At 62.6% G+C, this 25,037-nt stretch carries 22 protein-coding genes; 12 read left to right on the forward strand and 10 right to left on the reverse strand.

All coding sequences use genetic code 11. The features are described from left to right. Positions 1-62: 62 nt before the first annotated feature. From ACIROY_RS14690 to ACIROY_RS14705, 4 genes are all read left to right on the forward strand, one after another. Positions 63-1,718 (forward strand): methyl-accepting chemotaxis protein, encoded by a 1,656-nt coding sequence (locus ACIROY_RS14690; RefSeq protein ID WP_402342167.1) that lies wholly within the window; start codon positions 63-65, stop codon positions 1,716-1,718. Further along, on the forward strand, positions 1,694-2,245 hold the full coding sequence (locus ACIROY_RS14695; RefSeq protein ID WP_402278108.1) for a winged helix DNA-binding protein: 552 nt from the start codon (positions 1,694-1,696) through the stop codon (positions 2,243-2,245). Before ACIROY_RS14690 ends, ACIROY_RS14695 begins: the two co-directional genes overlap by 25 nt. A gap of 130 nt (positions 2,246-2,375) precedes the next feature. Beyond that, on the forward strand, positions 2,376-2,825 hold the full coding sequence (locus tag ACIROY_RS14700; RefSeq protein WP_402278107.1) for a GNAT family N-acetyltransferase: 450 nt from the start codon (positions 2,376-2,378) through the stop codon (positions 2,823-2,825). Positions 2,826-2,858: 33 nt separating this feature from the next. Next, positions 2,859-3,488, forward strand: coding sequence for an FMN-dependent NADH-azoreductase (locus ACIROY_RS14705; RefSeq protein WP_402342169.1), 630 nt, complete (start codon positions 2,859-2,861; stop codon positions 3,486-3,488). A 124-nt stretch (positions 3,489-3,612) separates the two neighbouring features. Here ACIROY_RS14705 and ACIROY_RS14710 read toward each other — a convergent pair whose 3' ends face one another. From ACIROY_RS14710 to ACIROY_RS14720, 3 genes are all read right to left on the reverse strand, one after another. Next, positions 3,613-4,887, reverse strand: coding sequence for a YihY/virulence factor BrkB family protein (locus ACIROY_RS14710; RefSeq protein ID WP_402278105.1), 1,275 nt, complete (start codon positions 4,885-4,887; stop codon positions 3,613-3,615). 13 nt (positions 4,888-4,900) lie between these two features. Continuing rightward, positions 4,901-7,033 carry an AsmA family protein gene (locus ACIROY_RS14715; RefSeq protein WP_402342171.1) on the reverse strand — a complete coding sequence of 711 codons (2,133 nt, stop codon included), beginning with the start codon at positions 7,031-7,033 and terminating at the stop codon, positions 4,901-4,903. Between the two features lie 109 nt (positions 7,034-7,142). Next, the gene (locus ACIROY_RS14720; protein WP_402342173.1) at positions 7,143-8,003 is read right to left on the reverse strand and encodes an SDR family oxidoreductase; all 861 of its coding nucleotides are present in this window, start codon (positions 8,001-8,003) and stop codon (positions 7,143-7,145) included. Between the two features lie 374 nt (positions 8,004-8,377). Here ACIROY_RS14720 and ACIROY_RS14725 point away from each other — a divergent pair, with 374 nt between their 5' ends. The 5 genes from ACIROY_RS14725 (at position 8,378) to ACIROY_RS14745 (ending at position 14,173) form a co-directional block, all read left to right on the forward strand. Next, complete coding sequence (locus ACIROY_RS14725) at positions 8,378-8,878, forward strand: hypothetical protein (protein WP_402342175.1); 501 nt, start codon at positions 8,378-8,380, stop codon at positions 8,876-8,878. Positions 8,879-8,937: 59 nt separating this feature from the next. Continuing rightward, positions 8,938-10,050, forward strand: coding sequence for a catalase family protein (locus tag ACIROY_RS14730; RefSeq protein WP_402342177.1), 1,113 nt, complete (start codon positions 8,938-8,940; stop codon positions 10,048-10,050). Between the two features lie 167 nt (positions 10,051-10,217). Beyond that, positions 10,218-12,569, forward strand: a complete 2,352-nt coding sequence (locus tag ACIROY_RS14735; RefSeq protein ID WP_402342178.1) for an FdhF/YdeP family oxidoreductase — start codon at positions 10,218-10,220, stop codon at positions 12,567-12,569. Continuing rightward, positions 12,566-13,795, forward strand: a complete 1,230-nt coding sequence (locus ACIROY_RS14740; protein WP_402342180.1) for a putative zinc-binding metallopeptidase — start codon at positions 12,566-12,568, stop codon at positions 13,793-13,795. Before ACIROY_RS14735 ends, ACIROY_RS14740 begins: the two co-directional genes overlap by 4 nt. A 66-nt stretch (positions 13,796-13,861) precedes the next feature. Next, positions 13,862-14,173, forward strand: coding sequence for a hypothetical protein (locus tag ACIROY_RS14745; protein ID WP_402278098.1), 312 nt, complete (start codon positions 13,862-13,864; stop codon positions 14,171-14,173). A 94-nt stretch (positions 14,174-14,267) separates the two neighbouring features. Here the strand turns inward: ACIROY_RS14745 and ACIROY_RS14750 are convergent, their stop codons facing one another. Further along, complete coding sequence (locus ACIROY_RS14750) at positions 14,268-15,176, reverse strand: NAD(P)-dependent oxidoreductase (protein ID WP_402342182.1); 909 nt, start codon at positions 15,174-15,176, stop codon at positions 14,268-14,270. Positions 15,177-15,232: 56 nt separating this feature from the next. Continuing rightward, entirely contained in the window at positions 15,233-16,663 is a 1,431-nt protein-coding gene (locus tag ACIROY_RS14755; RefSeq protein WP_402278096.1) for an aldehyde dehydrogenase family protein, read from the reverse strand. Between the two features lie 363 nt (positions 16,664-17,026). Here ACIROY_RS14755 and ACIROY_RS14760 point away from each other — a divergent pair, with 363 nt between their 5' ends. Next, positions 17,027-18,232, forward strand: a complete 1,206-nt coding sequence (locus tag ACIROY_RS14760; RefSeq protein WP_402278095.1) for an ABC transporter substrate-binding protein — start codon at positions 17,027-17,029, stop codon at positions 18,230-18,232. Positions 18,233-18,385: 153 nt separating this feature from the next. Here the strand turns inward: ACIROY_RS14760 and ACIROY_RS14765 are convergent, their stop codons facing one another. The 4 genes from ACIROY_RS14765 to ACIROY_RS14780 all read right to left on the reverse strand — a co-directional run bounded on the left by ACIROY_RS14765 (position 18,386) and on the right by ACIROY_RS14780 (position 21,563). Then, complete coding sequence (locus ACIROY_RS14765) at positions 18,386-18,994, reverse strand: thiamine pyrophosphate-dependent enzyme (protein ID WP_402278094.1); 609 nt, start codon at positions 18,992-18,994, stop codon at positions 18,386-18,388. After that, positions 18,991-19,536 (reverse strand): phosphonopyruvate decarboxylase, encoded by a 546-nt coding sequence (locus ACIROY_RS14770; RefSeq protein ID WP_402278093.1) that lies wholly within the window; start codon positions 19,534-19,536, stop codon positions 18,991-18,993. Before ACIROY_RS14770 ends, ACIROY_RS14765 begins: the two co-directional genes overlap by 4 nt. A 140-nt stretch (positions 19,537-19,676) precedes the next feature. Continuing rightward, complete coding sequence (locus tag ACIROY_RS14775; protein ID WP_402278092.1) at positions 19,677-20,609, reverse strand: LysR substrate-binding domain-containing protein; 933 nt, start codon at positions 20,607-20,609, stop codon at positions 19,677-19,679. A gap of 132 nt (positions 20,610-20,741) precedes the next feature. Next, positions 20,742-21,563, reverse strand: a complete 822-nt coding sequence (locus ACIROY_RS14780) for a universal stress protein (protein WP_402342184.1) — start codon at positions 21,561-21,563, stop codon at positions 20,742-20,744. Between ACIROY_RS14780 and ACIROY_RS14785 the strand changes: the two genes are divergently transcribed. Further along, positions 21,537-21,797 (forward strand): hypothetical protein, encoded by a 261-nt coding sequence (locus tag ACIROY_RS14785; RefSeq protein WP_402342186.1) that lies wholly within the window; start codon positions 21,537-21,539, stop codon positions 21,795-21,797. The genes ACIROY_RS14780 and ACIROY_RS14785 overlap by 27 nt on opposite strands. A 68-nt stretch (positions 21,798-21,865) precedes the next feature. After that, on the forward strand, positions 21,866-23,422 hold the full coding sequence (locus ACIROY_RS14790; protein ID WP_402278089.1) for a diguanylate cyclase: 1,557 nt from the start codon (positions 21,866-21,868) through the stop codon (positions 23,420-23,422). A gap of 75 nt (positions 23,423-23,497) precedes the next feature. Here the strand turns inward: ACIROY_RS14790 and sbcB are convergent, their stop codons facing one another. Next, positions 23,498-24,940, reverse strand: a complete 1,443-nt coding sequence (sbcB, locus tag ACIROY_RS14795; RefSeq protein ID WP_402342722.1) for an exodeoxyribonuclease I — start codon at positions 24,938-24,940, stop codon at positions 23,498-23,500. Positions 24,941-25,037 lie beyond the last annotated feature (97 nt).

Raw genomic sequence — 25,037 nt, forward strand, 5'->3', positions numbered from 1 at the left:
GCCGTCGGCCAGGCGGACCTGCACCAACGCGTATTTTTGTCGTGAACATTGAGGGGTGGAAAATGAAGAAACTGTCTCACCTGAAAATAGGACAACGCCTCGGCCTCGGGTTCGGCGTGGTCATCCTGCTGATGCTCGGCCTGACCGTGATCGGCGTCTACCGCCTCAACCAGATCAACGGCAACATCCGCAGCATCGCCAACGATTTCTATCCGCGCACGGTCATGGCCAACACGGTCAAGGGGGCGCTCGACGAGACCGCGCGCAGCATGCGCAACCTGCTGTTCATGAGCACCGTCGACGAGATCAAGGGCGAGCTCGATGCCATCACCCGCGCCGGCGCCGTCATCGACGAGACGCTCAAGCGCTTTGCGCGCGAGACGCCATCCGCCGAAGGCAAGCGCATGCTCGACGCCGTCAACGCGGCGCGCGCGCAGTACACGCCGGTGCTTAATAATTTCCTGGCGGCAGTCAAGGACGGCCAGGTGGAGCAGGCGCGCGACCTGATCCTGCCGGAGATCGCGCCCTACCAGATGGCGTACTTCAAGGCGCTCGACAACCTGATCGCATTCCAGGGACACGGCATGGAGCAGGCCGGTCAGGAAGCGGAGCGCGTCTCCAGCGCGGCCAGCGTGCTGATGATTGCGATGGCGACGATCGCCTCGCTGCTGGCGGTGCTGGTCGGCTATTCGGTCATGCGCAGCATCACGCGTCCGTTGAACGCCGCCATCAACATCGCCGAGCGCGTCGCCGGCGGCGACTTGTCGGTGCGCGTCGAAAACAGCGCCCACGATGAAACCGGCAAACTGCTGACCGCGCTGCAAGGCATGCGCGACGGCCTGGTCAACGCTGTCACCCAGGTGCGCGACGGCTCCGACGCCATCTCGGTGGCCGCGCGCGAAATTGCCGCCGGCAACGCCAACCTGTCGGCGCGCACCGAACTGCAAGCCAGCACGCTCGAAGAGACCGCCGGCTCCATGCTGGAACTGACCAATGCCGTCAATCACAATGCCGAGAATGCCCGCCAGGCCAACCAGCTGGTGATGAATGCTTCGCAAGTGGCGACGCAGGGCGGCGACGTGGTCACGCAAGTGGTCAACACCATGCGCGAAATCAAGGACAGCTCGCGCCAGATCGTCGAGATCATCGGCGTAATCGACGGCATCGCCTTCCAGACCAATATCCTCGCGCTCAACGCTGCAGTGGAAGCGGCGCGCGCCGGCGAACAGGGACGCGGCTTCGCCGTGGTGGCCGCGGAAGTGCGCGGACTGGCGCAGCGCAGCGCCTCGGCCGCCAAGGAAATCGCCGGACTGATTCAGAACTCGGTCAAGAAAGTCGACGCCGGCAGCACGCTGGTGGACCAGGCCGGCACCACCATGCAGGACATCGTGCGCAGCGTCAAACACGTGGCCGACATCATGACCGAGATCTCCGCCGCCAGCGATGAGCAGAGCGCCGGCATCCGCCAGGTCAACGACGCCATCGAACAGATCGACGACATGACCCAGCAAAATTCGGCGCTGGTCGAACAGGCCGCCGCCGCCGCGCAAAGCATGCATGACCAGTCGATGGCGCTGGGCCGCGCGGTGTCGATCTTCAAGATCGAGGCGCCCGGAGCAATCCAGACCATCGGCATCGGTGCGCTGGAGGTGGGCCCGGCGCCCACAAGAATCTCATATCAGGAGCCAGCGCTATGCCGCCCGCAAAGAAGAATGTAAAAGCCACCTTCGCGCAAAATGTCGCCAAGGTTCCCATCGTATCGTCGTTGCACCTGGCATCAGGGAGAAGCAAGGAATTGAGCGAGTTCGAGTTCGGCATGATCATCGCCAGCAATGCCTTCAACCGCTGGATGGTGCGTTGTATCTCCGCCGCCGGCATGAAGGACATGACCGCCACCGACGTGCTGGTGCTGCATCACATCAACCATCGCGCGCGCGAGAAGAAACTGGCCGACATTTCTTTCATCCTCAACATCGAGGATACGCACGTGGTCAATTACTCGCTCAAGAAGCTGCATTCGCTGGGCCTGGTCAACACCGAGAAGCGCGGCAAGGAAGTGCTGTACTCGACCAACGAGGCCGGGCAGGACATCTGCAAGCGCTACTATGACATCCGCGAGCAGTTGCTGGTGTCCGGCCTGACCGGGGATGAGGCCGAGAGCTTTGAGCTGGAGGAACTGGCGCGTTTTCTGCGCATCCTGTCGGGGCTGTATGAACAGGCGGCACGCTCGGCGACATCGATGTAAGCAGGGCCGCAGGGTGGACCCCGGACCGATCATCCCGATGTCCCAGTGAAATCTGTGCTTCTTGGCTCTGTCGGTTGTGCCAAACCTTCCTTACCATGCAGGCTTGTCAACTCTGCCTGGAAGGATGTCCATGTCCAACAGTCCCGCCGTCCTGCGCCATGCCGATACGCCGGAAGCCCTGCGCGCCTGCTATCCCGTCATGAAGCAGTTGCGTCCGCACCTGCAAAGCGAAGCGGAATTCCTTGAGCGCGTGGCGCGTCAGGCCGCTGAAGGCTACCGCCTGCTGGCCGAATGGCAAGACGACCAGCCGATCGCGCTGGCCGGCTATCGCCTGCAAGAAAACCTGGTCTACGGAAAATTCCTCTACGTCGACGACCTCATCACCACTGAAGAGGCGCGCGGCAGCCAATGCGGCGCGCGTTTGCTGGATGCACTCAGCGAAGTTGCTGCGCAGTCCGGTTGTGTGCGGCTCACGCTCGACACCGGACTGGCCAATGCGCTGGCGCAACGCTTCTATTTCCGCCAGGGTCTGCTGACCAGCTCCATGCGCTTCGGCAAATCCATCACCCCCGCACAATAAAGTCCCACCAAAGTCCACCCAAGGAACAGCTTCATGAAATTGCTTCACGTCGACGCCAGCGCCAAGCGCGAATGGTCCAACTCGCGCGCGCTCTCGCGTCACTTCATCGACCTCCTCAAGCAGCAGGTCCCGGCGCTTGAAGTCGATTACCTCGACGTCGCGGCCGATACTCCCGCACACGTCAGCGAGGCGTTCACCGTCGCCACCTACACGCCGGCAGCGCAACGCACGCCGGCCATGAAGCAAACGCTGGCGGCCTCCGACGCGCTATGTGAGCGCGTGCTGAATGCCGACGCCTTCGTGTTCGCCATGCCGATGTACAACTTCTCGATGCCGTCCGCGTTCAAGGCCTTCATCGACAACATCGTGCGCACCGACCTGACCTACAAGGTCGGCCCGGACGGCTCCTACCAGGGGCAGCTGGCGCCGGAAAAGGTATTGTTCCTGACCACGCGCGGCGCCGACCTGCGCCCCGGTTCTCCACTGGCGGGGATGGATGCGCTCACGCCGGCCTTGCGCGCGGCGTTTGCCTTCATGGGCGTGCCGTCGCCGACCTTCGTCGATGCCCAGCCGCTGACCTTCAGCGCCGTGCAGGAACGCGAAACGGCGCTGGTGCGCGCCAAGGCGGAATTGGCGGCGCTGGCGCAACGCTGGGCTGCATAAAAATAATGAAGAGCGGCTAACAAAAATGTCGATGGCGAGGCGCGCCGACCAAGACAGTACGAAAGTACCTCAGTTAAGTTGAACCGGGAGAAGCAACGCCGCCAGCGGTGTTTTACTAGCCGTTCTAAATGCGCGGCTGGCGCGAGCCGAAGTTGTTGGCATAGATCCAGGTGAACTCGGCGCCGAGCAGGAAAATCTGCGCCGAGTAATAGATCCACGCCAGCAGCAGCGCAAACGATCCGGCCGCGCCGAAGCCGGAACTCATGCCGGTCCGCCCCAGGTACAAGCCGATCAGGTATTTGCCGATCATGAACATCACCGTGGTCGCCATCGCACCGATGCGCACGTCATGCCATGACAGGCTCACGCGCGGCATGAAGCGGTAGATCGCCGAGAACAGCACGGTGAACACCGCAAACGAAATCACGAAGTTGGCTACGTGCATGACGATGGTCCAGCCTTCGAACCAGCCGCCCCACCATTTCCCCAGAGCCGCCAGCCCGGCGCTGACCACCAGCGACACCATCAGCATGAAGCCCAGCCCGAGGATCAGGCCGAACGACAGCAGGCGCGTGCGCACCAGCGTCCAGATGCTGCTCTGGCGCGCCACGGTGGGCATTTTCCAGATGCGGTCGAGTGCGCTCTGCAGCTCGGCGAACACTGCGGTGGCGCCGACCGCCAGCGTGATCACGCTGAGCACCGTGGCAATCACGCCATCCGAGCGCGTGCTGACCGACTTCAGCAAGACCTGCACCGCGATGGCGCCGTCGGTGCCGACGATACTGCGGATCTGCTCGACGATTTCTCCCTGCGCGGCGTCCTGGCCAAAAATCATGCCGGCGATGGCGATCGCGATGATCAGGATCGGCGCGATGGAAAACATGGTGTAGTAGGCGATCGCTGCACCCATGCTCGGCGCAAAATTGTCGAGCCAGGCGTTGACGGCGGCGTGGACGAACTGCCATGCCTGGCGCCACCACGGTCCCGGCTGGATCTTGATGACGCCGCCCTCGGACGGATGCAGTTGCGACGATTCGGCGGTCAGCGCTGCAGCAGCCTCCACCAGCGCCGCAGATTCACGCGTCTTTTCCAGCGAGGCGTGCGCTGCGCGCTTGCCTTGTTCCGCTTGCCATGAAGCGATCATCGGCAGCACGGTGGTGAGCAAGGGGGCCAGTTGTTCGAGGAAGCCGGGCTTGCGCGGATGGACGATTTTCTTGCGCGCCGCCACGGGACGCGGCGCCGGCAGGGCGGCGGCGGAGGCTACCGTCCGTTGCTTTCTTTTTCCGCGCAGGCCTGCAAACAGCAGACCGAGTCCGGTCGCCAGCACGGCGCCGACGACGATCTTGCCGGCCGGCGTGACGGTGGTGTGCTTGGGTTGTTGCGTCTCGATGTCGGGCATGCGGTTTCTCCTGTTACGGCTTTTTCATGTCCCCTTGCGTGACCGGCTTGGCCGGTGCAGCGGTCGGCTCAGAATGCGGTTGGGCGCGTGTCTGCGCGGTCTTCGCCATCGCCAGCGCGCAGTCGTCGGCGTTGTCCTGCTTGTCGCCCATGCTCACCAGCGGCAGCACCGCAGCAGCCGGCGCCAGCAAGGCCAGCGCACCGGCAGCGGCGGCTTTGAGCGCCAGCGGACCTTTGTACGGACCGATGTCGGGATGCGCGAAACTGCCCTTGGCATACAAGGGCGTGCGCAAGGAAAAGATCCTGACGCCCTTGCTCTTGGGACGCACGTCCAGGTCCAGTTGTTCCCGGCTCAGGTCGACGCCGCCGGTCACGTCGACGCGCGTGTCGTCGGTGTCGAGCATGAAGCGGCGCACCTCGGCGCGGCCATGGTTGACGACCATGTCGCCCACCATGCAGTTGAGGTGCACCGGCTTGTCGCCGAACACTTTGGCGAAGACGGCGTTGGCGATATTCAGGCCAGCCGCTTCCAGGATGAATTTGCTGACGGCGCCTTCGCTCACGACCGCGCCGATTTCGCCGTTCGAAGTGCCCAGCATGGCGGCGATGGAATTGCCGTGGCCGGTCAGCGCGGCGTCGCCGTTGATCTCGCCGAAACTGGCCTGCATCGATTTCAGTTTCGGGAAAAGCTCGCGCACCTTGACCTGGCGCGCGGCCAGCTTGATCTGCGCGGCAATCGGCTGATGTCTGCCATCCAGAGAAATGTTGGTGGTCACCTTGCCGCCGGCCAAGCCGAAGTTGAGCGGCGCCAAAGTCAGCACGCGATCCTGCATGCGGATGGTGGTGTCCACATCTTGCAGCGCGGCGAAGCTGCTGATGATTTTCTTGCCCTTGAAGGCGATGTCGGCGTCCAGCGCACTCCACTGTTCAGCGCGGAACTGCTTGTCCGGCAACAGCTTGTCGCGTCCCGGCTTTTTGGAAGCGGCGTCGGCGCCCACGGAGGGGCCGAGATCGGCCAGTCGCAGTTGTTGCGAGGTGATCGTGCCGCGCAGCAGCGGCCGCGGCAGCTTGGGCTGGCGCGGCAGGTATTGCGCCGTGCCGGACAGATCGCTGTCGCCGACGCGGCCGCTGAATTTCTCATAGGTCCAGAGCCAGATGCCGTCGTTCTTTGTGCCGATCAGGCGGCCGCGTGTTTCATAAGCGGGCGTTTGCGGCAGCAGCACGCCGGTGACCGGATAAAGATCGCTCATGCTGTCGCCGCCCAGCGTCAGCTGCAGGTCGAGCCCGGCCGGTGCACGCGGGTCGTTGATGATGCCGTCAATGCTGGCTTTGTTCTTGCCGAGCAGGGCCTGCGCCTGGATCGGGAACACCGAATGTTCCGCCGTGAACGCCAGCAGGCTGCCTGCCTTGCCGCTGCCGTTGACCGATGCCTTGCGATAGGTGCCGGTGGCGGTGAACTGCAGGCCGAAGCGTTGGCCGGTGGCCGGGCCGCTGGCGTTGGCGTTGGCGTCATCGAGCGAGGTGACCTTGGCCTTGAGATCGAGATCGAGCAGGCGATTGACATAGACCAGGTCGCCGTTGCTGAAGCTGGAGTGCAACACCTCCAGCCGCCACGGCGACGGCCGGTCGGGGTCGCGCAGCCGCCACGAGCGACGACCCTGCGCATCACGCTCCAGCGCCAGCATCGGCGTGTCCATGATCAGGTCGCTTAGCACCACGCGATGTTTCAGCAGCGGCAGCGGATGCAGCGCCACGCTGACGCGGCGGGCGGTGGCGAGATTGGGACCGGTGCTGGCCCACGATGGATTGCCGAAGCGAACGTTGTCGCCGGTGATGCGCAAGCGCGGCACGTAACGATGCCATCCTGGTTCGGTCGGCAGGCCCAGTGTGTAGCCGACCTCGAGATTGCCGCCGATGACGAATTCGCGTCCGGTCAGTTCGACCACCTTGCGGCTGACCCAGGGGCGCGCAACGTTCCAGTCCACCGTGGCGACGGCAATGAGCAGTGCGGCGCCGAGCAGTAGTACTGCGGCAAGCGTCCACAACACGATGCGCAAGGCAAGCCGCAAAAGCGGACGGCCGGATCCCGAAGGTGGCAAGGGCGAGGGGGCGGGTGAGCCTGCGGTAGCAGTCGGTGCTTCTGTCATTGCTTGGTCTTCTTATGTTTGTTGTCAGGCCGGTTTGTGGTGCAGTGGCGCGGTAGCAGCGATTCCCGATCCATTATGCCCGTCGCCGCGGAAAACTATTCGTTGATGATTAGCCGTTGATAATTTCGCCGCCGTTCGGATGCAGCACCTGGCCGGTCATGTAGGACGCGCCCTCGGTCGCCAGGAACAGGTAGGACGGCGCGATCTCGTCGGGCTGGCCGGGACGCTTCATCGGCACGTTGGCGCCGAACTTTGCCACTTCTTCGGCAGAAAAACTGGCCGGGATCAGCGGCGTCCAGACCGGGCCGGGGGCGACCGCGTTGACGTGGATTTCATGTTTGACCAATTGTTGCGCCAATGACCGGGTGAACGCCACGATAGCCCCCTTGGTGGCGGAATAATCGACCAGGTGGGCGCTGCCGCGATAGGCGGTGACGGAGGCGGTATTGATGATGCGCGCGCCTGAAACCAGATAGGGAAGCGCCGCCTTGACCATGTAGAACATGGAAAAAATGTTCACGCGGAAAGTCTTCTCGAGCTGCTCTTCCGTAATCTTTTCAATGTCGTTGGAAGGAAACTGCTGGGCCGCGTTATTGACGAGGATGTCGAGCCGGCCGCATTGGTCGACGACGGCCTTGACCGCTTCCCGGCAAAATTTCTCGGAGCCGACGTCGCCCGGATACAGCAGGCATTCGCCACCGGCTTCGCGCACCAGGCGTTGGGTTTCGACGGCATCCTCGTGCTCGTCCAGGTAGATCACGGCAATGGTGGCGCCCTCGCCGGCGAACGCCAGCGCCACCGCGCGGCCGATGCCGCTGTCGCCGCCGGTGATCAGGGCGACCTTCTGGCTCAGGCGCGTGCCGGGAGCTTGCAGGCGAGGCATGCTATGCGGCCTGGGATTCATCAGGTACTCGTCGCCGGGCTGGTGTTGCTGGTGTTGCGGCGGCATGGTGGTGACGGTGTCGGACATGGCTGGTCTCCCAAAAACGGGGCGCTCGGCGGCTGCTGCGGAAAACAAGGCAGGCATGGCCGTCGCGCAGATGAATATGGAGCGTGTGGAGCGGATTGCGGGACGGTGAACCAGCAGTGTTGTGCGACGGCGCGATAGCGGCTAGAGGAAAAGCCCGCCTTTGCTTGTAGGAGAAGGCCTGATAGCTGCCATCACAAGTCCTGTGGCGCTTGACCGATGCCCGAATCCAGCGTTCGCCGACAAGGATTTGCCGCTTGTCCGACTGACCGGCAGCCCCGGGGCGCGTAGGCTCGATGTCAGCGGCGGAATTTCTCGGCCTATGCGCTTCCCTGCATGGGCGGTACCGTCTTCATTTATCCAATCAAGGAGATACCATGAAAAAGACATCCATCCGTATTCTGACCCTGTTGGTCGCTGCCTCGCTCAGCGGCGGCGCTTTTGCACAGGCTGCTTCGGGCGCTGCGGGCGGTTCCGGTGGCGCTGGCGTGGGCGGTTCGACTTCGGGTTCCGGCATGTCCGGATCCTCGTCGGGTTCCGCAGGCGTTTCCGGTAATGGCGGCGTATCAGGCGGCGCGTCCGGCGGTTCCGGTTCTTCCACACGCAGCGGTTCGGGCGTCAACAGCAGCGGCAACGCCGGTGTCAAGGGCGGCGTGAATAGCGGCGTCAATTCCGGCACGCGCTCCGGCTCCGGTAATGGCAGCGCAAACGGCGGCGTCAATGCAGGCGTGGGCGTGAACGGCGGGGGAAGTAGCAATGGCGGCGGCAGCGGCGGCGTCGGCGCTTCAGTCGGCGTGGGCGGCTCGGGCAATGCAGGCGGCTCCGGCGGCTCAGGCGGTCTGGGTGTAGGCGTAGGCGCAGGCGGCGGTACTCGCTAATACGGGCTAACGCATTAACGCAGCATCTAGCTCATCAGCCATCACCGGAGGACACGCCAATGAAGCCAGACGATCGCAGTCTCGCAGCGCCTATCTATTACGATCCGGCGTACGAACTCCTTGAACCCGACGAGAAGGAGGTTGAAGCCGGCCTCATCGCCGCGCTCAAGGAAATTTCGGAGACCACCTTCAAGCACTCCGGCCATGCCATGCGCAGCGTGCACGCCAAGAGCCACGGCCTGCTGCGCGGCGAGCTGGAGGTGCTCGAAGGTTTGCCTGCGACGCTGGCGCACGGCGTGTTCGCCCGTCCCGGTATTTATCCCTTGGTGATGCGGCTGTCGACTACGCCGGGCGACATGCTCGACGACAAGGTCTCGACGCCGCGCGGTATGGCGATCAAGATCGTCGGCGTGTCAGGCTCGCGCCTGCCCGATTCCGAAGCGGACGTGACCCAGGATTTCGTGTTGGTCAACGGGCCGGCGTTTGCCGTCTCGAGCGCCAAGAAATTCCTCGGCACGCTGAAGCTGCTGGCCAAGACCACCGACAAGGCGCCGAAGCTCAAACAGGCCTTGTCGCTATTGCTGCGCGGCGCCGAGGAAATGCTCGAATCGGCCGGCAAGCAAAGCAGCACCCTGATGGCCATGGGCGGTCATCCGCCCAACCATGTATTGGGCGAAACCTATTACAGCCAGGCGCCGCTGCTGTGCGGACCGTTCATGTCCAAGATCTCGGTGGCGCCGGTCTCGGCCAACCTGAAAGCGCTGACCGGTGCACAGGTCGACTTGCGCGGCAAGCCAGATGGCCTGCGTGAAGCCGTATGCGATTTCTTCGCGGTCAACGATGCGGAGTGGGAATTGCGCGTGCAGTTGTGTACCGACCTGGAACACATGCCGATCGAAGATGCCGCCGTGGTCTGGCCCGAAGACACCAGTCCCTACGTCACGGTCGCGCGCATCCACGTGCCGCGTCAGACGGCCTGGAGCGAGGCGCGGTCGCAGGCGATTGACGACGGCATGTCGTTCAGCCCCTGGCACGGTGTCGCCGCGCATCGGCCGATCGGCTCCATCATGCGGATCCGCAAGGCGGCATACGCTTTCTCCGCCGGCTTCCGTGCGCGCCACAACGGCAAATCCACGGCCGAGCCGATCGATCTCGGCAAGTTGCCAGAGTAAGTCTGGGACGCCTCAATGCCGGCGGCTGTTGCTTTGTAGGACAGGCGCTGTACGCAAATCGGCTCCCGGCCTACATCCAAACCGGCCGGGCTGGCGGATGATATGGCTTTGGCCCGGCACCTGCTTGTTCCGTTCATGCCGCCGGCCTTGTCGGTACGGAGAAGCGCATGAAGACCAAAGACATTCCCGAAGAAGCCAGTTTCACCGAATACACCAACGCCGCCGGCGGATGGGGTTCGGTGCGCGCGCTGGGTTCCATCCTGATGCAGGAACACGTGTTGACCGCCGGCACGCGCGTGCTGATGAAGCAGAACAAGTCTGACGGCTTCGCCTGCGTCAGTTGTTCCTGGGCCAAGCCGGCCGATCCGCATGTGTTTGAATTTTGCGAGAACGGCGCCAAGGCCACCGCCTGGGAAATCACCGACAAGCGCGCCACCCCGGAATTCTTCGCCCAGCACACCGTCACCGAATTCGAAAGCTGGTCCGACCTTGAACTCGAAGCCGTCGGTCGCGTCACGCATCCGATGCGCTATGACGACGCCAGCGACAAGTACCTGCCGATCTCCTGGGACAAGGCTTTCGATGAAATCGGCTCGCAGTTGCGCGCGGCCGATCCCGAGAAGGTGGTCTTCTACGCCTCCGGCCGCGCCTCGCTCGAGACGTCGTACATGTACCAGCTGATGGCGCGCATGTACGGCAACAACAATCTTCCCGACAGCTCCAACATGTGCCACGAGTCGACTTCGGTGGCCTTGCCGAAGACCATCGGCGTGGCGGTCGGCACGGTCACGCTGGATGATTTCGCGGCGACCGACTGCCTGCTGTTCTTCGGTCACAACACCGGCACCAATGCGCCGCGCATGCTGCATTCTCTGGAAGAAGTGCGCAAGCGCGGCGCGCCGGTGATCACCTTCAATCCGCTGCGCGAACGCGGCCTGGTCAGTTTCGTCAATCCGCAATCGCCACTGGAAATGCTGACCCCGGCGCGCACCGCCATCAGCTCGCAGTATGTGCAGATCAAGATCGGAGGCGATACGGCCGCCGTGATGGGCATGGCCAAGTGGCTGATCGAAGCCGACGACGTCGCCCGTGAAACGCGCCAGCCGCGCCTGCTCGACGTCGGCTTCATCGCCGACCATACGGCCGGCTTCGAAGAATTCGCCGCCGCCGCGCGCAGTGCCGACTGGACCGAGATCGAACGGCGCTCGGGGGTTTCGCGCGCCGAGCTGGAACAGGCCGCGCAGACCTACGCCAACGCCCGCTCGACCATGTTGATGTATGGCATGGGTGTGACTCAGCATCGCGAAGCGGTGCGCACCATCCACATGCTGACCAACCTGCTCCTGCTGCGCGGCAATATCGGCCGGCCGGGCGCCGGCATCTGCCCGATCCGCGGCCATTCCAACGTGCAGGGCCAGCGCACCGTCGGCATCACCGAAAAGCCGGATATGGTGCCGAAAGAAAAACTGAAGCAGCAGTACTGCTTTGATGTGCCGGAGAAAAAAGGCCTGAATACCGTCGAAGCCTGTGAAGAAATCCTCAAGGAAAAAATCTCGGCCTTCTTCATGCTGGGCGGGAATTTCGTACGCGCCATTCCCGACCACGGCCGCATGGAGCCGGCCTGGCGCAAGATTCCGCTGACGGTGCAGGTGGTCACGCGGCTCAATCGCAGCTCGGTGATCCACGGCCGCCGTTCTTATCTGCTGCCGTGCCTGGGCCGGATTGAAATCGACCGGCAGGCCGGCGGGCCGCAAGCCGTATCCGTCGAAGACAGTACCGGCTGCATGCACGGGTCGCATGGTATGGTGAAGCCGGCCTCGGAACATTTGCTGTCCGAAGTCGCGATTGTCGCCGAGATCGCCAAGCGCATCCTGATCCCCAATCCGCGCGTCAACTGGAACGCCTGGAAAGCCGACTACTCGCGCATCCGCAACGCCATTGCCGAAACCTATCCCGAAATTTTCCATGATTTCAACGAACGCATGTGGACGCCCGGCGGCTTTGCGCGGCCGCTGGCGGCGCGCGAGCGCAAGTGGAAGACCGAAAACGGCAAGGCCAACTTCATCACGCCCGACAGCCTCGACGAGGATCCCGACATGCCTGCCGACGGCCCGGACGTGCTGCGGCTGATGACCACGCGCGGCGACAGCCAGTTCAACACCACCGTGTACGGACTCGACGATCGCTTTCGCGGTGTGCACGGCACGCGTCAGGTATTATTGATGAATGCCGCCGACATGTCCCGACTGGCGCTGGAGGAAGGCGATTTCGTGACGGCCTCGACCGTATCGCAGGATGACATCGCGCGCAGCGTCGCCAATCTGCGCGTGCATGCATTCGATATTCCGGCCGGTTGCGTGATGGGATATTTCCCTGAACTCAATCCGTTGATTCCCTTGGCGCACCATGCCAGGGAAAGCAAAGTGCCGGCCGCCAAATCCATCCCGGTGCAATTGATGCGTACGCAGACGCATCCAGCGCCGCCTGAAGACCTTGTTATTGGAGCTCCCGCACCTTGAAGACATTCCACTGCGACAATTGCAGCAAGCAGGTTTTTTTTGAGAACACCGTCTGCAATCATTGCGGCTGGATGCTGGGCTATCAGCCCGAACACCAGATCATGAGCAGCTTTACGCCGGTCGACCACGCCGAGGAGCAGGTCGATGCAGCTGTTAATGCAGCTGTTGATGCTTTGGCCGGGGTGCAGGCCGACGTATCGACCGACGTAACTACCGACGTAACTACCGATTCGCAGGTGGCGGAGGCAGCCAGCCCTTCCGAAACGCCGTTGCGCTGGCGCAGCGTCAATCCGCTCAATGCCGGCAAGCTGTTCCGGCAATGCCGCAACTATGCGCAGGAACAAGTGTGCAACTGGATGCTCGACGACCAGGACGAGCACGAGCTGTGCGCCTCTTGTCGCCTGACCACCGTCATTCCTTCACTCGACGTCGCCAACAATCGCCTGTTGTGGCACCGGCTGGAGGTCGCCAAGCGCCGCCTGCTGCATTCGCTCTGGACCATGCGCTTGCAACCGCCGCCCAAGATGGAGGATGCCGGCAACGGACTGTCCTTCGAATTCCTGCAGGACATGCCGCACGAAAAAATCATGACCGGCCATGCCGACGGCGTCATCACCATCAACATCGCCGAAGCCGATCCGGCCTACCGCGAGAAGATGCGCGAGCAGATGGCCGAGCCCTATCGCACGCTGCTGGGACATTTTCGCCATGAAAGCGGGCATTATTATTTCGATCGCCTGATCGCCGGCACGCCGCGGCTGGATGCGTTTCGGGCGCTGTTCGGCGACGAGAGCGCCGATTACGGACAAAGCCTGCAGCGCCACTACGACAACGGTCCGCCGCAAGGCTGGGAGCAGAACTTCGTGAGTGTCTATGCCAGCAGCCATCCGTGGGAAGACTGGGCTGAAACCTGGGCGCATTACCTGCACATGTTCGACACGCTTGAAACCGCCTATTCCTGTGGCGTGCAATTGCGTCCTCAGCATCGGGGGGAGCAGCAGCTGGTGATTGATGCCTCGCCGGTGGAAGAGGACAGCTTCGACGAACTGTCGCGCGAGTGGTTTGCGCTGACCTATGTACTCAACAGCCTCAACCGCAGCATCGGCATGCCGGATTCGTATCCATTTACGCTGTCGACCCCGGTGCTGGAAAAGTTGCGTTTCGTTCACACCGTGGTGCGGGAAGCGGGTGCGGCTCAGGAGGCAGAGGCATCGGGAATTTCCTGATACCTTTAACAACATTGTCGCCGTAAGCTTCTCCCATCCCTCGCAGACACAAGAACGGAGCTTACAATGAGCGGCAACAACGGTGGCACCAACAACGAAATTTCCCTGAGCTATTGCATCGCGAACTACGCGGTTACCCTCGACATCCTCGCCATTCTCGTGCGGAAGAACTACCTGACGCGCGACGATGCGCTGGAATCGGTTCAGCGTGCGCGCAAGCTGGCGAACCTTTCGAACGGCTTTCCCGGCGAGCAGGACTATTTGTCCGCCGCCAAGGAATGCATGGAGCTGATCGACCAGGTGTTCAAGACCGATACCTCCAATCTGGCCTTCGTCGGCAAGGGCCGCAGCGCCGGCGCACAGGACCAGGCGCAATAACTTACCGTCTTCCGCAATGAAAAGCGGCAGCAGGGCATGATCGAAATGCCTTGCTGCCGCTTTTTGCGGTCTTTTTTTTGCGACTGCTTGGTGATTACTTGGCCAGCCGCGCCTTCGGCGTGTTCGACAGGTCGCATAGCACATCCACCATCGCCGAGAAATCGTTGCCGCCGAAGCCGCGCGCACGCGCCGTGCTGAACGCTTCGCGCGCCGCTGCACCGATCGGCATCGGCGACTTGGCCGAGTTGGCGGCGCTGACGATCAGCGTCAGGTCCTTGTGCGCCAGGTCGATGGTGAAGCCCGGCGCGATGTCGCCCTTGAGCACCTTGTCCGGCCACGCAATCTTGAGCTGGCCGTTGGTGGCGGTGGTGCCGTATATGACGTCGAGGGTCTTTTCCAATGACAGGCCGAAGCGTTGCGACAGCGTCAGCGCTTCCGCGTTGAGCTGGCACGAAACAACCGCCAGGTAGTTATTGACCAGCTTGGTGCGGGTACCGGTGCCGACCGCGCCGCAATGATGGATGGTAGTGCCCATCGCCTGCAGCAGCGGCAACACCTTGTTGAAATCGGCCTCCGTGCCACCCACCATGAACAGCGATTCGCCGCGATCGGCGTGACTCGCCAGGCGACCCACCGGCGCATCCACGAAGGACTTGCCGCCGGCCAGCGCGGCTGCCGCCAGTTCATCGGTGGCTTCCGGTTCGACCGTGCTCATGTCCATCACGATGGCGCCCTTGCGCGCATGTGCCAGCACGCCGTCGGCGCCGTTGACGGCTTCCAGCACCACGGCCGTGTTGGGCAGCATGGTGACGATGACGTCAAGGTCGCGCGAGGCTTCGGCGATGCTGCCGGCGGCCTTGGCGCCCAATTTGACCAATGCGCCGACGGCGTCGGCGTTGATGTCGAACACTGTCAGCGCGAAGCCCTTGCGCTGCAGGTTGGACGCCATGCCCAGTCCCATGCGGCCGAGGCCGACGAAACCGACGGTAAGGTTGTTGCTCATGCTTGTCTCCTTATGGTTTTTTGTTTTCTATTTGTCGTTTGCTGAATGTTGTCGCCTTACACGCTCAGGTATGAGGTCTTGACGATGGTATAGAAATCGATCGCATACGTGCCTTGTTCACGCGGTCCGTAGCTCGATCCTTTGCGGCCGCCGAACGGGACATGGTAGTCGAGGCCGGCGGTGGCCAGGTTAAGCATGGTGAGGCCGGCTTCGGCGTTGGCCTGGAAGTGGCGCGCGTGCTTTTGCGAGGTGGTGCAGATGCCGGCCGACAGTCCGAAGGCGGTGTCGTTGGCCAGGTGCAGCGCTTCGTCGTAGTCCTTGGCGCGGATCACGGCGGCGACCGGACCGAACACTTCTTCGCGGTTGATGCGCATGTCGTTGGAGGTCTCGGTGAACAGCGTCGGCGACAGGTAATGTCCCGGCGTCGCGCGTTGCAACAGCTCGCCCTTGACCACGGCGCGCGCGCCTTCGGCGATGCCGACGTCGATGTAGCGCAAGTCTTGTTCCAGCTGGCGGCGGTCGACTACCGGACCGACCTGGGTACCGGCCTTCAGTGCATTGTCGGTGACGATCTTGCCGAGCCGTTCGGCGACGGCGGCGACGAAGCGGTCATGGATGCCGGTCGTGACGATCAGGCGGCTCGACGCCGTGCAGCGCTGGCCGGTCTGGAAGAAGGAGCCGTCGACGGCGCAATTGACGGCGGTGTCGAAGTCGGCGTCGTCCAGCACCACCAGTGGATTCTTGCCGCCCATTTCCGCCTGCACGCGAATCATGCGTTGGGTCGCGCGCTGCACGATCTGGCCGCCGGTCTTGACCGAGCCGGTGAAGGTGACAGCATCCACGCCAGCCAGAATGGCGTCGCCGACCACCGCACCGGCGCCGTGCACCAGGTTGATCACGCCGGCCGGCACTCCGGCGCGGGCGATGATGTCGACCAGCGCGGTGGCGCTGGCCGGGGTCAGTTCAGATGGCTTGAAGACCACGGTGTTGCCGAAGGCCAGCGCCGGCGCGATCTTCCATGCGGGAATCGCCACTGGGAAATTCCACGGCGTGATGACGCCGATCACGCCGACCGGATCACGCGTGATTTCGACTTCGATGCCGGGCCGCACCGAGGCCAGCTTTTCGCCGCGGATGCGCACCACCTCGCTGGCAAAGAAACGAAAGATGTTGGCCGCGCGCGCCACTTCGCCGATGCCTTCGGCGCGGGTCTTGCCTTCTTCGCGGGCCAGCAGTTCACCCAATTCTTCCTTGCGGGAAAACAATTCATTGGCGACCGTGCTGAGGATGTCCGAACGCAATTGAACCGTGTTGCGCGACCAGCCCGGTAGCGCCTGCCGCGCTGCAGCAACGGCGTCGGCGGTTTGTGCCGCACTGGCGTGCAGGGCGACGCCGACGACTTCATTGGTATCCGACGGATTGATGTTGTCGTGGCGCTCGGTACCTGCGACCCACTCGCCGGCGATCAGGTTCTTGTACTCGATCATGGTCAGCCTTCTGTAAAGAGAAATGCGGTAAAGAAAATTGCGGAATTGCGGAAGAAGCATGCGGCGGCGCAACGAAGAAAAAACGACCTCCGCACCGATGGCAGACGCCAGCATTGCACGGGCGAAACGCCGCCGTCCAATACCTGATTGTGATCGCGCCATTACGTTTCTGCATGCGGCGTCCTTCCATAGCAATCGGGAATGAGCCGATCACAATCAGGTATTAGACATGGCGTGTCGGTCGCGTTAAGTTTTCTGCGCCGACGGATGGAATGCAGCCATCCGAAATCGACCCCGGGACTGAACGCCATGGAGATCCTCATGTGTTCACCTGCGGCCATACCAATGATAATGGAGAAGACAATGCGCATGAGATTGACAGCACTGGCGGCGGCGATCGCCGCCGGCATGATGATGGCGCCGGCAGGCGCGGCATTTGCCGCGGGCGACACCATCAGGATAGGTTTCATCACCGACATTTCCGGCGTGTACGCCGACATCGACGGTCCGGGCGGCGTGGAAGCGATCAAGATGGCGATCGCCGACGCCGGCGGCAGCGTCAACGGCAAGAAGATCGAACTGTCCGTCATCGATCACCAGAACAAGGCCGACATCGCCGCCACCCGTGCGCGCGAATGGTATGACGCCGGTTACGACCTGGTCATCGGCGGCACCAATTCTTCCGCCAGCCTGGCCATCGCCAAGATCGCGGCGGAGAAGAAACGCGTCTTCATTTCTTCCGGCAGCGGCACCACGCGCCTGACCAACGAAGAGTGCAACGCCTACACCGTGCAATACACCTACGACACCATGTCGGTGGCGCGCGGCACCGGCACGGCGATGGTCAAGCAGGGCGGCAAGACCTGGTATTTCCTGACGGCCGACGTGGCGTTCGGCAATTCGCTGGAGAAGGACACCGCCGACACCGTGCGCGCCAACGGCGGCACCGTGCTGGGTGCGGTCAAGCATCCGCTCGGCGCCAGCGATTTTTCGTCCTTCCTGCTGCAGGCGCAGGCTTCCAAGGCGCAGGTGCTGGGTCTGTCGACCGGTGGCACCGACCTGATCAATGCGATCAAGGGCGCCTCGGAATTCGGCGTGTCCAAGACCATGAAGCTGGCCGGCATTTTGATGTTCATCAGCGACATCCATTCGCTCGGTTTGCAGCAGACCCAGGGTTTGTATTTCACCGACGGTTACTACTGGGATCGCACCGATGAATCGCGCGCCTGGTCGCAGCGCTTCTTCGCCAAGACCAAGCGCATGCCAAGCTCGCTGCAGGCCGGCGACGCCTCCGCCACGTCGACTTACCTGAAGGCGGTCAAGGCCACCGGCGGCACCGATCCGGACAAGATCATGGCTTACCTGCGCGAGAACAAGATCAATGACTTCTTCGCCACCAACGGTGTGATCCGTCCGGACGGCCGCATGGTGCACGATATGTTCCTGATGCAAGTGAAGGCCCCGGCGGACTCCAAATATCCATGGGATTACGCCAAGGTGGTGCAGACGATCCCGGGCGATGCGGCTTACATGAGCAAGGCGGAATCGAAGTGTAGTCTGTGGAAATAAAATGTAGATAGATCGAAGCAGTGGTTGCAGAAAACGTCCGCCGTGTGCGGACGTTTTTATTTGCTGTCGCGATTGCTCATTGTTGCAATAGCCATGGCAGTCGCCATAAAAAACCCGCCGGAGAAGGCGGGTTGAACGCACAGCTGAAAAATTTTATACCGGACCGAAACCGAGTGCTTCGCGGAAGCGGTTCTTGGTGTAGACGCCGTCGCGGGTCGGCAGCGCGCGCGGCAATTCGTCGGCTTGCACGAACACTTGCGCCAGCAGCGCGCCGGAACGTGCGTTGATGTCGGCGGCCAGCGACGGCAGCTGCTCCAGCGTGTTGATCGTGACCACCTTGCCGATGCCGCAACCGCGCGCCACTGCCGCCAGGTCGGTGCCGAGGCTGGTGTGGCTGCGCTGCATGCCGGTTTCGCCGAAGTGTCCGTTGTCGATCACGATGATGTTGAGATTGGACGGTTTTTGCGCGCCGATGGTGGCGAGCGCGCCGATGCCCATCAGTTGTTCGCCGTCGCCGGTGATGACCAGTACGGTGCGCTTGGGTTGCGCCAGTGCCAGTCCGAGGCCGACCGCAGCGGCGCCGCCCATCGCGCCCCACAGGTAGAAATTCTCGGGGCGGTCGCCGGCGGCGTAGACGTCATACGTTGCTGAGCCGAGGCCGGTGATGACCAGCGCATCCGGGCAGGCCGCGATCAATTGCTTGACGAAGGCGCGGCGGTCGATGTGTGCAGTGCGTTGATTCGCTTGATTCTGCTGGCTCATTTTCCCTCCCATTTTTTCTTGCCGATCAGGCGTTGGCCGAGCAGCACGCAGACGGCTTCACCACCTTCGAACGCGGCGTCGAAACCGGCCGACACCGTGGCCGCGACTTCTTCCGGGCGGTCGGCGCGCAGCACCGTGATGCCCATCAGTTCGATGGCGGCCTGAGTGGCCTTGCCCATCGGCGATTGCCATTGATTGAATTCGGCCCATTCGCCGCGCATGGTGATGATGGCGAGGAAAGGGAAACGGCAATTGTTCACCAGCGAGAACATGTTGATGCAGTTGCCGACGCCGCTGCTTTGCATCAGCAGCACTGCGCGCTCGCCGCCGAGCCAGGCGCCGCATACGCTGGCGACGCCTTCTTCTTCGGTGGTCAGCACGATGGGGTGCATGCCGGGTTCTTCGTGGACGCGATTGATCACGTGCGAGTGGCCGGCATCGGGCACATAGGCCACCTGGCTGACGCCGCCGTTCTTGAGGATGGAAAAGATATCTTCGCGCCAGGCGTAGAGGTCGTTTTGGGCGCTGCCAGGACTGTTCATGTTTGCTATTCCCCGTTCATTGAGCTTGGATGGGAATAGTAGGGCGCGCCCCGCGCAGGCGTCCAATGCTGAAATTTGTTCGGTCAATCAGTTTTCAGCATAGCTCTCGCGAACGTCCGGATGAGACGTTCGCGAGCAGATCAGTTTGCCAGCCAGGTAGCGCCGGGCCAGTTATCCTGGGCCAGCATTTCCTTGATCAGTGCGCGCAGTTCGGTGACCGCGCAGCGCACCGCAATCGACGAACGTCGCGTCAGCGGCAGCGCCAGCACGATCTTGCGCTGCAGGGTCGGACTGGAGATCGGCGCCACGCTCAGGCGTCCGGCGGCGACGTCGTCGAACACCGCGACGCCGGGCAGGATGGTGTAGCCGAGGCCGCTGAAGACGAGATTTTTTTGCACGTTCATGGCGTTGGTTTCGGCGACCACGTTGAGGTCGATCTCGGCCAGCGCACAAGCCTTGTCGACCAGCAGTCGCAAGCCGTGCGGCTGGCTCGGCAGGATCAGCGGCAACTCGGCGACGTAACGCAGGGCGGCGACGCCGTCGACGGCCGGATTCTTGCCGGGGAGGGAAACCAAGTAGAGGCTTTCGTCGAGCAGCGGTTGCACTTCCAGCACCGAGGAAGGTTTGGGATCGTAGAGCAGCGCCACGTCGACGGCGCCGTCTTCCAGCCACTGTTGCAAGTGGCCGGCGTAAGCGACGGAAATGTTGACGATCAGTTGCGGATACAGCGCACGCAGCCGCGTGATCAGGCGCGCGGCCAGCAGGTCGGTGGTGCTAGGCAGCAGACCGACGGTGATGTTGCCGGTGACCATGCCGGGCTCCGGCACGATCTCGGCCTTGGCAAGATCGAGCTCATGCAGCGCGCGCTTGGCGTGCGTCGCAAGAATCTGGCCGGCGTCGGTCAGTTCCATGCCGCGGCTGCCGCGTTCGAACAGGGTGGTGCCGATGTCTTCTTCCAGCATGCGCAACTGGCGCGAGACGGCGGGCTGGACGATGTGGAGCAACTCCGCTGCGCGCGTGACGCTGCCGGTTTCGGCAATGGCGAGCAGGGCGCGCAATTGTTTGACGTTCAAATGGCCTCCTTGATTTGCTGCGGCCATTGAGGCCGGGCTTATTCTCATGCGTCTGAAGCGCATTGGTCCCGGCGAGTTTAGCACCACTGCAGCCGGCACAGGGAGTGGCGCTCCCTGTGCCGGCTGCCGGTTTTAGTGTGAGAACAGCACCGGCAAGGTCATGCAATTAAGGATGGTTTTGGTGACGCCGCCCAGCAGCACCTCGCGGAAGCGGGTGTGGCCGTAGCCGCCCATTACGAGCAGGTCTGCGCCGGTGTCGGCGGCGAGCGAGAGCAGCGCATTGCCGACGTCCATGTCGGTGGGCTGCTGCAGCACGCTGACCTTGACGCCATGGCGCGCAAGGAAAAGGGCAATGTCCGCGCCGGGTTCCTGGCCATGGACGTCATATTGCTGTTCGGGATTGAACAGCACCACGTCGACATTGCGGGCGCGCCGCAGGAACGGCAGGGCGTTGGTGACTGCGCGGGTGGCTTCCATGCTGCCGTCCCAGGCCACCAGGATGTGGGTGCCGACCTTGTCGAACACGCCGGCATACGGAATCGTCAGGACCGGACGCGCGGTATTGAGCATCACGTATTCCGGCAGGTCGTAGACGTCGCCTGAGTCGCGTTCGTCCGGATCGGTCTGGCTCAGCACCACCAGGTCGGCGTAACGCGCCTGCAGAACCAGTGCGCCGGCCGGGTCGTCTTCGCTAAGGCGGCGTTCGAACGAAACGCCTTCACGGCGCGCTGCTTCTTCAAACTTCTGCAGGTCGCTCTGTGCGCGCTCGCGCAAGGAGTCGATGACGCCACCGATGAAGACCACGCCGTCGGGATAAATGAAACGGGAAATGCCAGTCATCGCTGCGCCCGCCAAGTGTGCTTCGTGGCTCGCGGCCAGTTGTGCGGCCAGACGGATGCGCGCCGCAGCATGCCGGGATTGATCGACATGGACGAGTATGGTTTTGTAAGTCATGAGTTCACCTTGGAGTCGGAAGGCAGGAAAACTGATGCACGACGGCCATCAGCACTTGTCGCCAACATAGCACTGCGGTTGCCGGGCCCTTTTGATGTACGTCAAGCAGAACCGCGTTGCGGCAGCAACCCTGTTGCTGAATTTGTCGCCGGGCAAAAGATGAAAAAGATGCAGAAAAGAAACGCGTTGCGGAAAAATCAAAAAAAGATGCGTAGTATGTGCTTGTTGACCTAAGTCATGGCGCGACGAGCTGCATTCGCTAGCATGGAGATCACCCGAGTCCTCTTGCCAATGCGCCGACCATGCTCCAGACCAAACAATCCTCCGTCTTTTTTCTGGCCAAGGCCGTGATCGTGCTGGCCTGCGGCCTGCTCGTCGCGCTCGCCGCCGTTACCGACTGGCGCGGGCGAATACAGCAACTGAAAGAGGCTGAAGCCACCAGTCGCAACATTTCGCTGGCATTGGCGCGGCACGCTGAAGATACCTTCAGGCAAGCCGATACGACCCTGATTTTCCTGGCAGAACGATTGGAGCATGATGAGCGCAATCCGTCTTCGCTGTACAAACTGGAAACGCTATTGGCCCGGCAGGCAGTCGAATTGCCGCAACTTCACGGCTTGTTTGCCATCGGCCGCGACGGCGAGTGGCTGATTAATTCGCGTCAATTCAAGTCGGGCAATGTCAACAGCGTCGACCGCGAATACTTTCTTTATCATCGTCAGCACGCCGAGTTGACGCCCCACATCAGCATGCCGGTGCAGAGCCGCGCCAACGGTGAATGGATCATCACCATCTCGCGCCGCGTGAATGCCGCCGACGGCAGCTTCAACGGCGTCGTCATGGCAGCGATACGGATCGCCTATTTCAGCAAGTTTTACGAGAGCTTCGATATCGGCAGCGCCGGTGCGCTGATCCTCGCCAGCAATCGCGGCGTCTTGCTGGTACGGCGACCGTTGTTGAACGATTCGATCGGGAAGAGCCTGGCGAACGCGGCGGTATTCCGGGACCATGCAGCCCTCCATGCCAACGGCGTCGCACGCATTCGCTCCGCGCAGGACGGCATCATTCGCATCAACAGTTATCGTCACTTGGAACGTTATCCGCTGTTCGTTGCGGCCGCGTTGTCCGAGCAGGAAGTACTGGCCGGATGGCGTGCGGACGTAACGCTGCATGTCAGCGGCCTGGTGCTGCTGCTGGCGTTGCTCGGCTGGCTGGGAAGCCGCCTGCTGAAGCAGATCGGTTTGCGGGTGGACGCCGAGAACGAAGCCAACCGGGTGCGCGAGCATGTCGAATACCTGAACCGGACGCTGCAGAATCTCGCCATGAAGGACGGCCTCACCAGCCTTGCCAATCGTCGCTGCTTCGACGAAGAGATCGCGCGGGCCTTGCGCCGCTGTGCACGCGACCAGACTGCGTTGGCGTTGATCATGTTCGACGTCGATTTTTTCAAACGCTATAACGATACCTATGGCCATCTCGCCGGCGACGAATGCTTGCGCCAGTTGTCGCAGGCGGTGCTCCAGGCGCAAAAACGCGAGGGTGACCTGGCTGCGCGTTACGGCGGCGAAGAGTTGGTGCTGCTGCTGCCCGATTGCGACGGCGCCGATGCTGCGGTCATCGCGGAAGCAACCCTGGCGCGCGTACGCGCCTTGCAGATTTCACATCAGGGAAATCCTTGCGGGATCGTGACGGTCAGCGCTGGTGTCGCGGTCCTGAGCACGGTCAGCGAAGGGGATACTGCCGAACTGTTGATCGGCAAGGCGGACAAAGCCTTGTATCAGGCAAAATCGAGTGGCCGCGACCGGGTATGCGTCGACAGCCCTGCGGGCAGCGTTGCGCTGGCCTATGCGGCGGGTTGACGTGGTGCGCGGCGCTGATCGCCGGCTATGTTGGAACGCCTTTCCTAACCATTGGTGAACTGCGTTCCTCTCGCCTCAGCTGCGCTCGGGTGCAATCATTTCGGCGTAGTCGTACAACGCGCCGAGAATTTCCTCGCCGCGTTCGTCGACCGACTCCGACAACTGGTCGATTTCCTCGAACAGGCCGTCCAGCGTGCGGGCGCCGCCTGCACCGTTGAACAGACGCGCGGCGCGGTGATCTTCCCAGCGCTGGATTTCTTCCGGCGACAGGGTCTCGGGAAAATTGCGCGCGCGGTAGCGGAACAGTAATTCTTCCAGCCGTGCATCGTCGAAGCTGGTCTTCGCCTGTGACTGCGCCAGTTCCAGCGGCGTCAGTGCGCGCAGTTGCGTGAGCTGCCGGCGGTCGTTGTTGCCGACGAAGCCGCCGTAGAGATCTTCATCGACATCGCTTGGCGCTTCTTTCGGACGCTGGAACACCTTGGCCCAGATCGCACCCATCTCCGGCAATTCCGCGGCCGCCTTGGCGTTCTGCAAGGCCGCGTCGATGTCGAGGTTGAATTCGGCAGCGCGCTGCGGCGTCAGCGTCTTCAGGCTGGCGATCACCATCGGCGACTTGTTCAGGTGGATGGTCTTGACCGGCAGGCGCGTGACGCCTTCGGGCAGGTCGTCGGTCTTGCTGAACATGCGCATGCGGATCGTGTCGGCGTCGAGGCCGGCGAGTTCGCGCGGATCGCGGCTGAGGTCCCAGGCGATCACTTCATTCTTGTTGGTCGGGTGCGTGCCGAGCGGCCACATCACGGCGAGGCAGCCTTGCGCGGCGGGGAACATGCCGGACACGTGCAGGAAGGGTTTGGCCAGCGGCAGGCCGAGTTCGGCGGCGACGCGATCCTTCTTGTGCAGCGCCAGGCAGAAGTCGAACAGGCGCGGCTGCTTGTCCCGTATCAGGCGGGCGAAGGCGATCGTCGCGCGTACGTCGGAGAGGGCATCGTGCGCCGCTTCGTGCAACAGGCCGTTGGCCTTGCTCAGGTGTTCCAGCTTGAAGCTGGGCGTGACGCCGTCTTCCTTCTTCGGCCATTCGATGCCTTCGGGGCGCAGTGCGTAAGTCGTGCGCACGACGTCGAGCAAGTCCCAGCGGCCGCAGCCGTTTTGCCACTCGCGCGCATACGGATCGATCAGGTTGCGCCAGAACATGAAACGCGTGATTTCATCGTCGAAGCGGATGGTGTTGTAGCCGACGCCGATGGTGCCCGGTTCGGACATGGCCTGTTCGATCTGCGCCGCGAACTGGTACTCGGGGATGCCGCGCTCAAGACAGACTTGCGGCGTGATGCCGGTGATCAGGCAGGACTGCGGATCGGGCACGAAGTCGGGCGCCGGCTTGCAGTAGATCATGATCGGATCGCCGATTTCGTTGAGCTCGGCGTCGGTGCGGATGGCGGCGAACTGGGCGGGACGATCGCGGCGCGCCTGGGCGCCGAAGGTTTCGTAGTCGTGCCAGAGGAAGGTGTGATTGGACATCGTGACGGTACAGTGACGGTTCGGTGGTTGCAGCACGGAGGCGCCGGCAGGGCCGGCAAAACTTTCCGCGATTCTAACCGATAGAACCTGTCACCCG

The organism is Herbaspirillum sp. NPDC101396 (assembly GCF_044767365.1).
Taxonomy (GTDB): Bacteria; Pseudomonadota; Gammaproteobacteria; order Burkholderiales; family Burkholderiaceae_D; genus Herbaspirillum.

Excerpts from the sequence above, each read along its gene's own strand:
- ACIROY_RS14720 (WP_402342173.1), bottom strand. The coding sequence starts at position 8,003 with ATGTCCGACACCGTCACCACCATGCCGCCGCAACACCAGCAACACCAG.
- ACIROY_RS14700 (WP_402278107.1), top strand. The coding sequence starts at position 2,376 with ATGTCCAACAGTCCCGCCGTCCTGCGCCATGCCGATACGCCGGAAGCC.
- ACIROY_RS14750 (WP_402342182.1), bottom strand. The coding sequence starts at position 15,176 with ATGAGCAACAACCTTACCGTCGGTTTCGTCGGCCTCGGCCGCATGGGA.
- ACIROY_RS14725 (WP_402342175.1), top strand. The coding sequence starts at position 8,378 with ATGAAAAAGACATCCATCCGTATTCTGACCCTGTTGGTCGCTGCCTCG.
- ACIROY_RS14705 (WP_402342169.1), top strand. The coding sequence starts at position 2,859 with ATGAAATTGCTTCACGTCGACGCCAGCGCCAAGCGCGAATGGTCCAAC.
- ACIROY_RS14690 (WP_402342167.1), top strand. The coding sequence starts at position 63 with ATGAAGAAACTGTCTCACCTGAAAATAGGACAACGCCTCGGCCTCGGG.
- ACIROY_RS14755 (WP_402278096.1), bottom strand. The coding sequence starts at position 16,663 with ATGATCGAGTACAAGAACCTGATCGCCGGCGAGTGGGTCGCAGGTACC.
- ACIROY_RS14710 (WP_402278105.1), bottom strand. The coding sequence starts at position 4,887 with ATGCCCGACATCGAGACGCAACAACCCAAGCACACCACCGTCACGCCG.
- ACIROY_RS14735 (WP_402342178.1), top strand. The coding sequence starts at position 10,218 with ATGAAGACCAAAGACATTCCCGAAGAAGCCAGTTTCACCGAATACACC.
- ACIROY_RS14760 (WP_402278095.1), top strand. The coding sequence starts at position 17,027 with ATGCGCATGAGATTGACAGCACTGGCGGCGGCGATCGCCGCCGGCATG.
- ACIROY_RS14770 (WP_402278093.1), bottom strand. The coding sequence starts at position 19,536 with ATGAACAGTCCTGGCAGCGCCCAAAACGACCTCTACGCCTGGCGCGAA.
- ACIROY_RS14695 (WP_402278108.1), top strand. The coding sequence starts at position 1,694 with ATGCCGCCCGCAAAGAAGAATGTAAAAGCCACCTTCGCGCAAAATGTC.
- ACIROY_RS14780 (WP_402342184.1), bottom strand. The coding sequence starts at position 21,563 with ATGACTTACAAAACCATACTCGTCCATGTCGATCAATCCCGGCATGCT.
- sbcB (WP_402342722.1), bottom strand. The coding sequence starts at position 24,940 with ATGTCCAATCACACCTTCCTCTGGCACGACTACGAAACCTTCGGCGCC.
- ACIROY_RS14785 (WP_402342186.1), top strand. The coding sequence starts at position 21,537 with ATGGACGAGTATGGTTTTGTAAGTCATGAGTTCACCTTGGAGTCGGAA.
- ACIROY_RS14745 (WP_402278098.1), top strand. The coding sequence starts at position 13,862 with ATGAGCGGCAACAACGGTGGCACCAACAACGAAATTTCCCTGAGCTAT.
- ACIROY_RS14730 (WP_402342177.1), top strand. The coding sequence starts at position 8,938 with ATGAAGCCAGACGATCGCAGTCTCGCAGCGCCTATCTATTACGATCCG.
- ACIROY_RS14790 (WP_402278089.1), top strand. The coding sequence starts at position 21,866 with ATGCTCCAGACCAAACAATCCTCCGTCTTTTTTCTGGCCAAGGCCGTG.
- ACIROY_RS14715 (WP_402342171.1), bottom strand. The coding sequence starts at position 7,033 with ATGACAGAAGCACCGACTGCTACCGCAGGCTCACCCGCCCCCTCGCCC.
- ACIROY_RS14765 (WP_402278094.1), bottom strand. The coding sequence starts at position 18,994 with ATGAGCCAGCAGAATCAAGCGAATCAACGCACTGCACACATCGACCGC.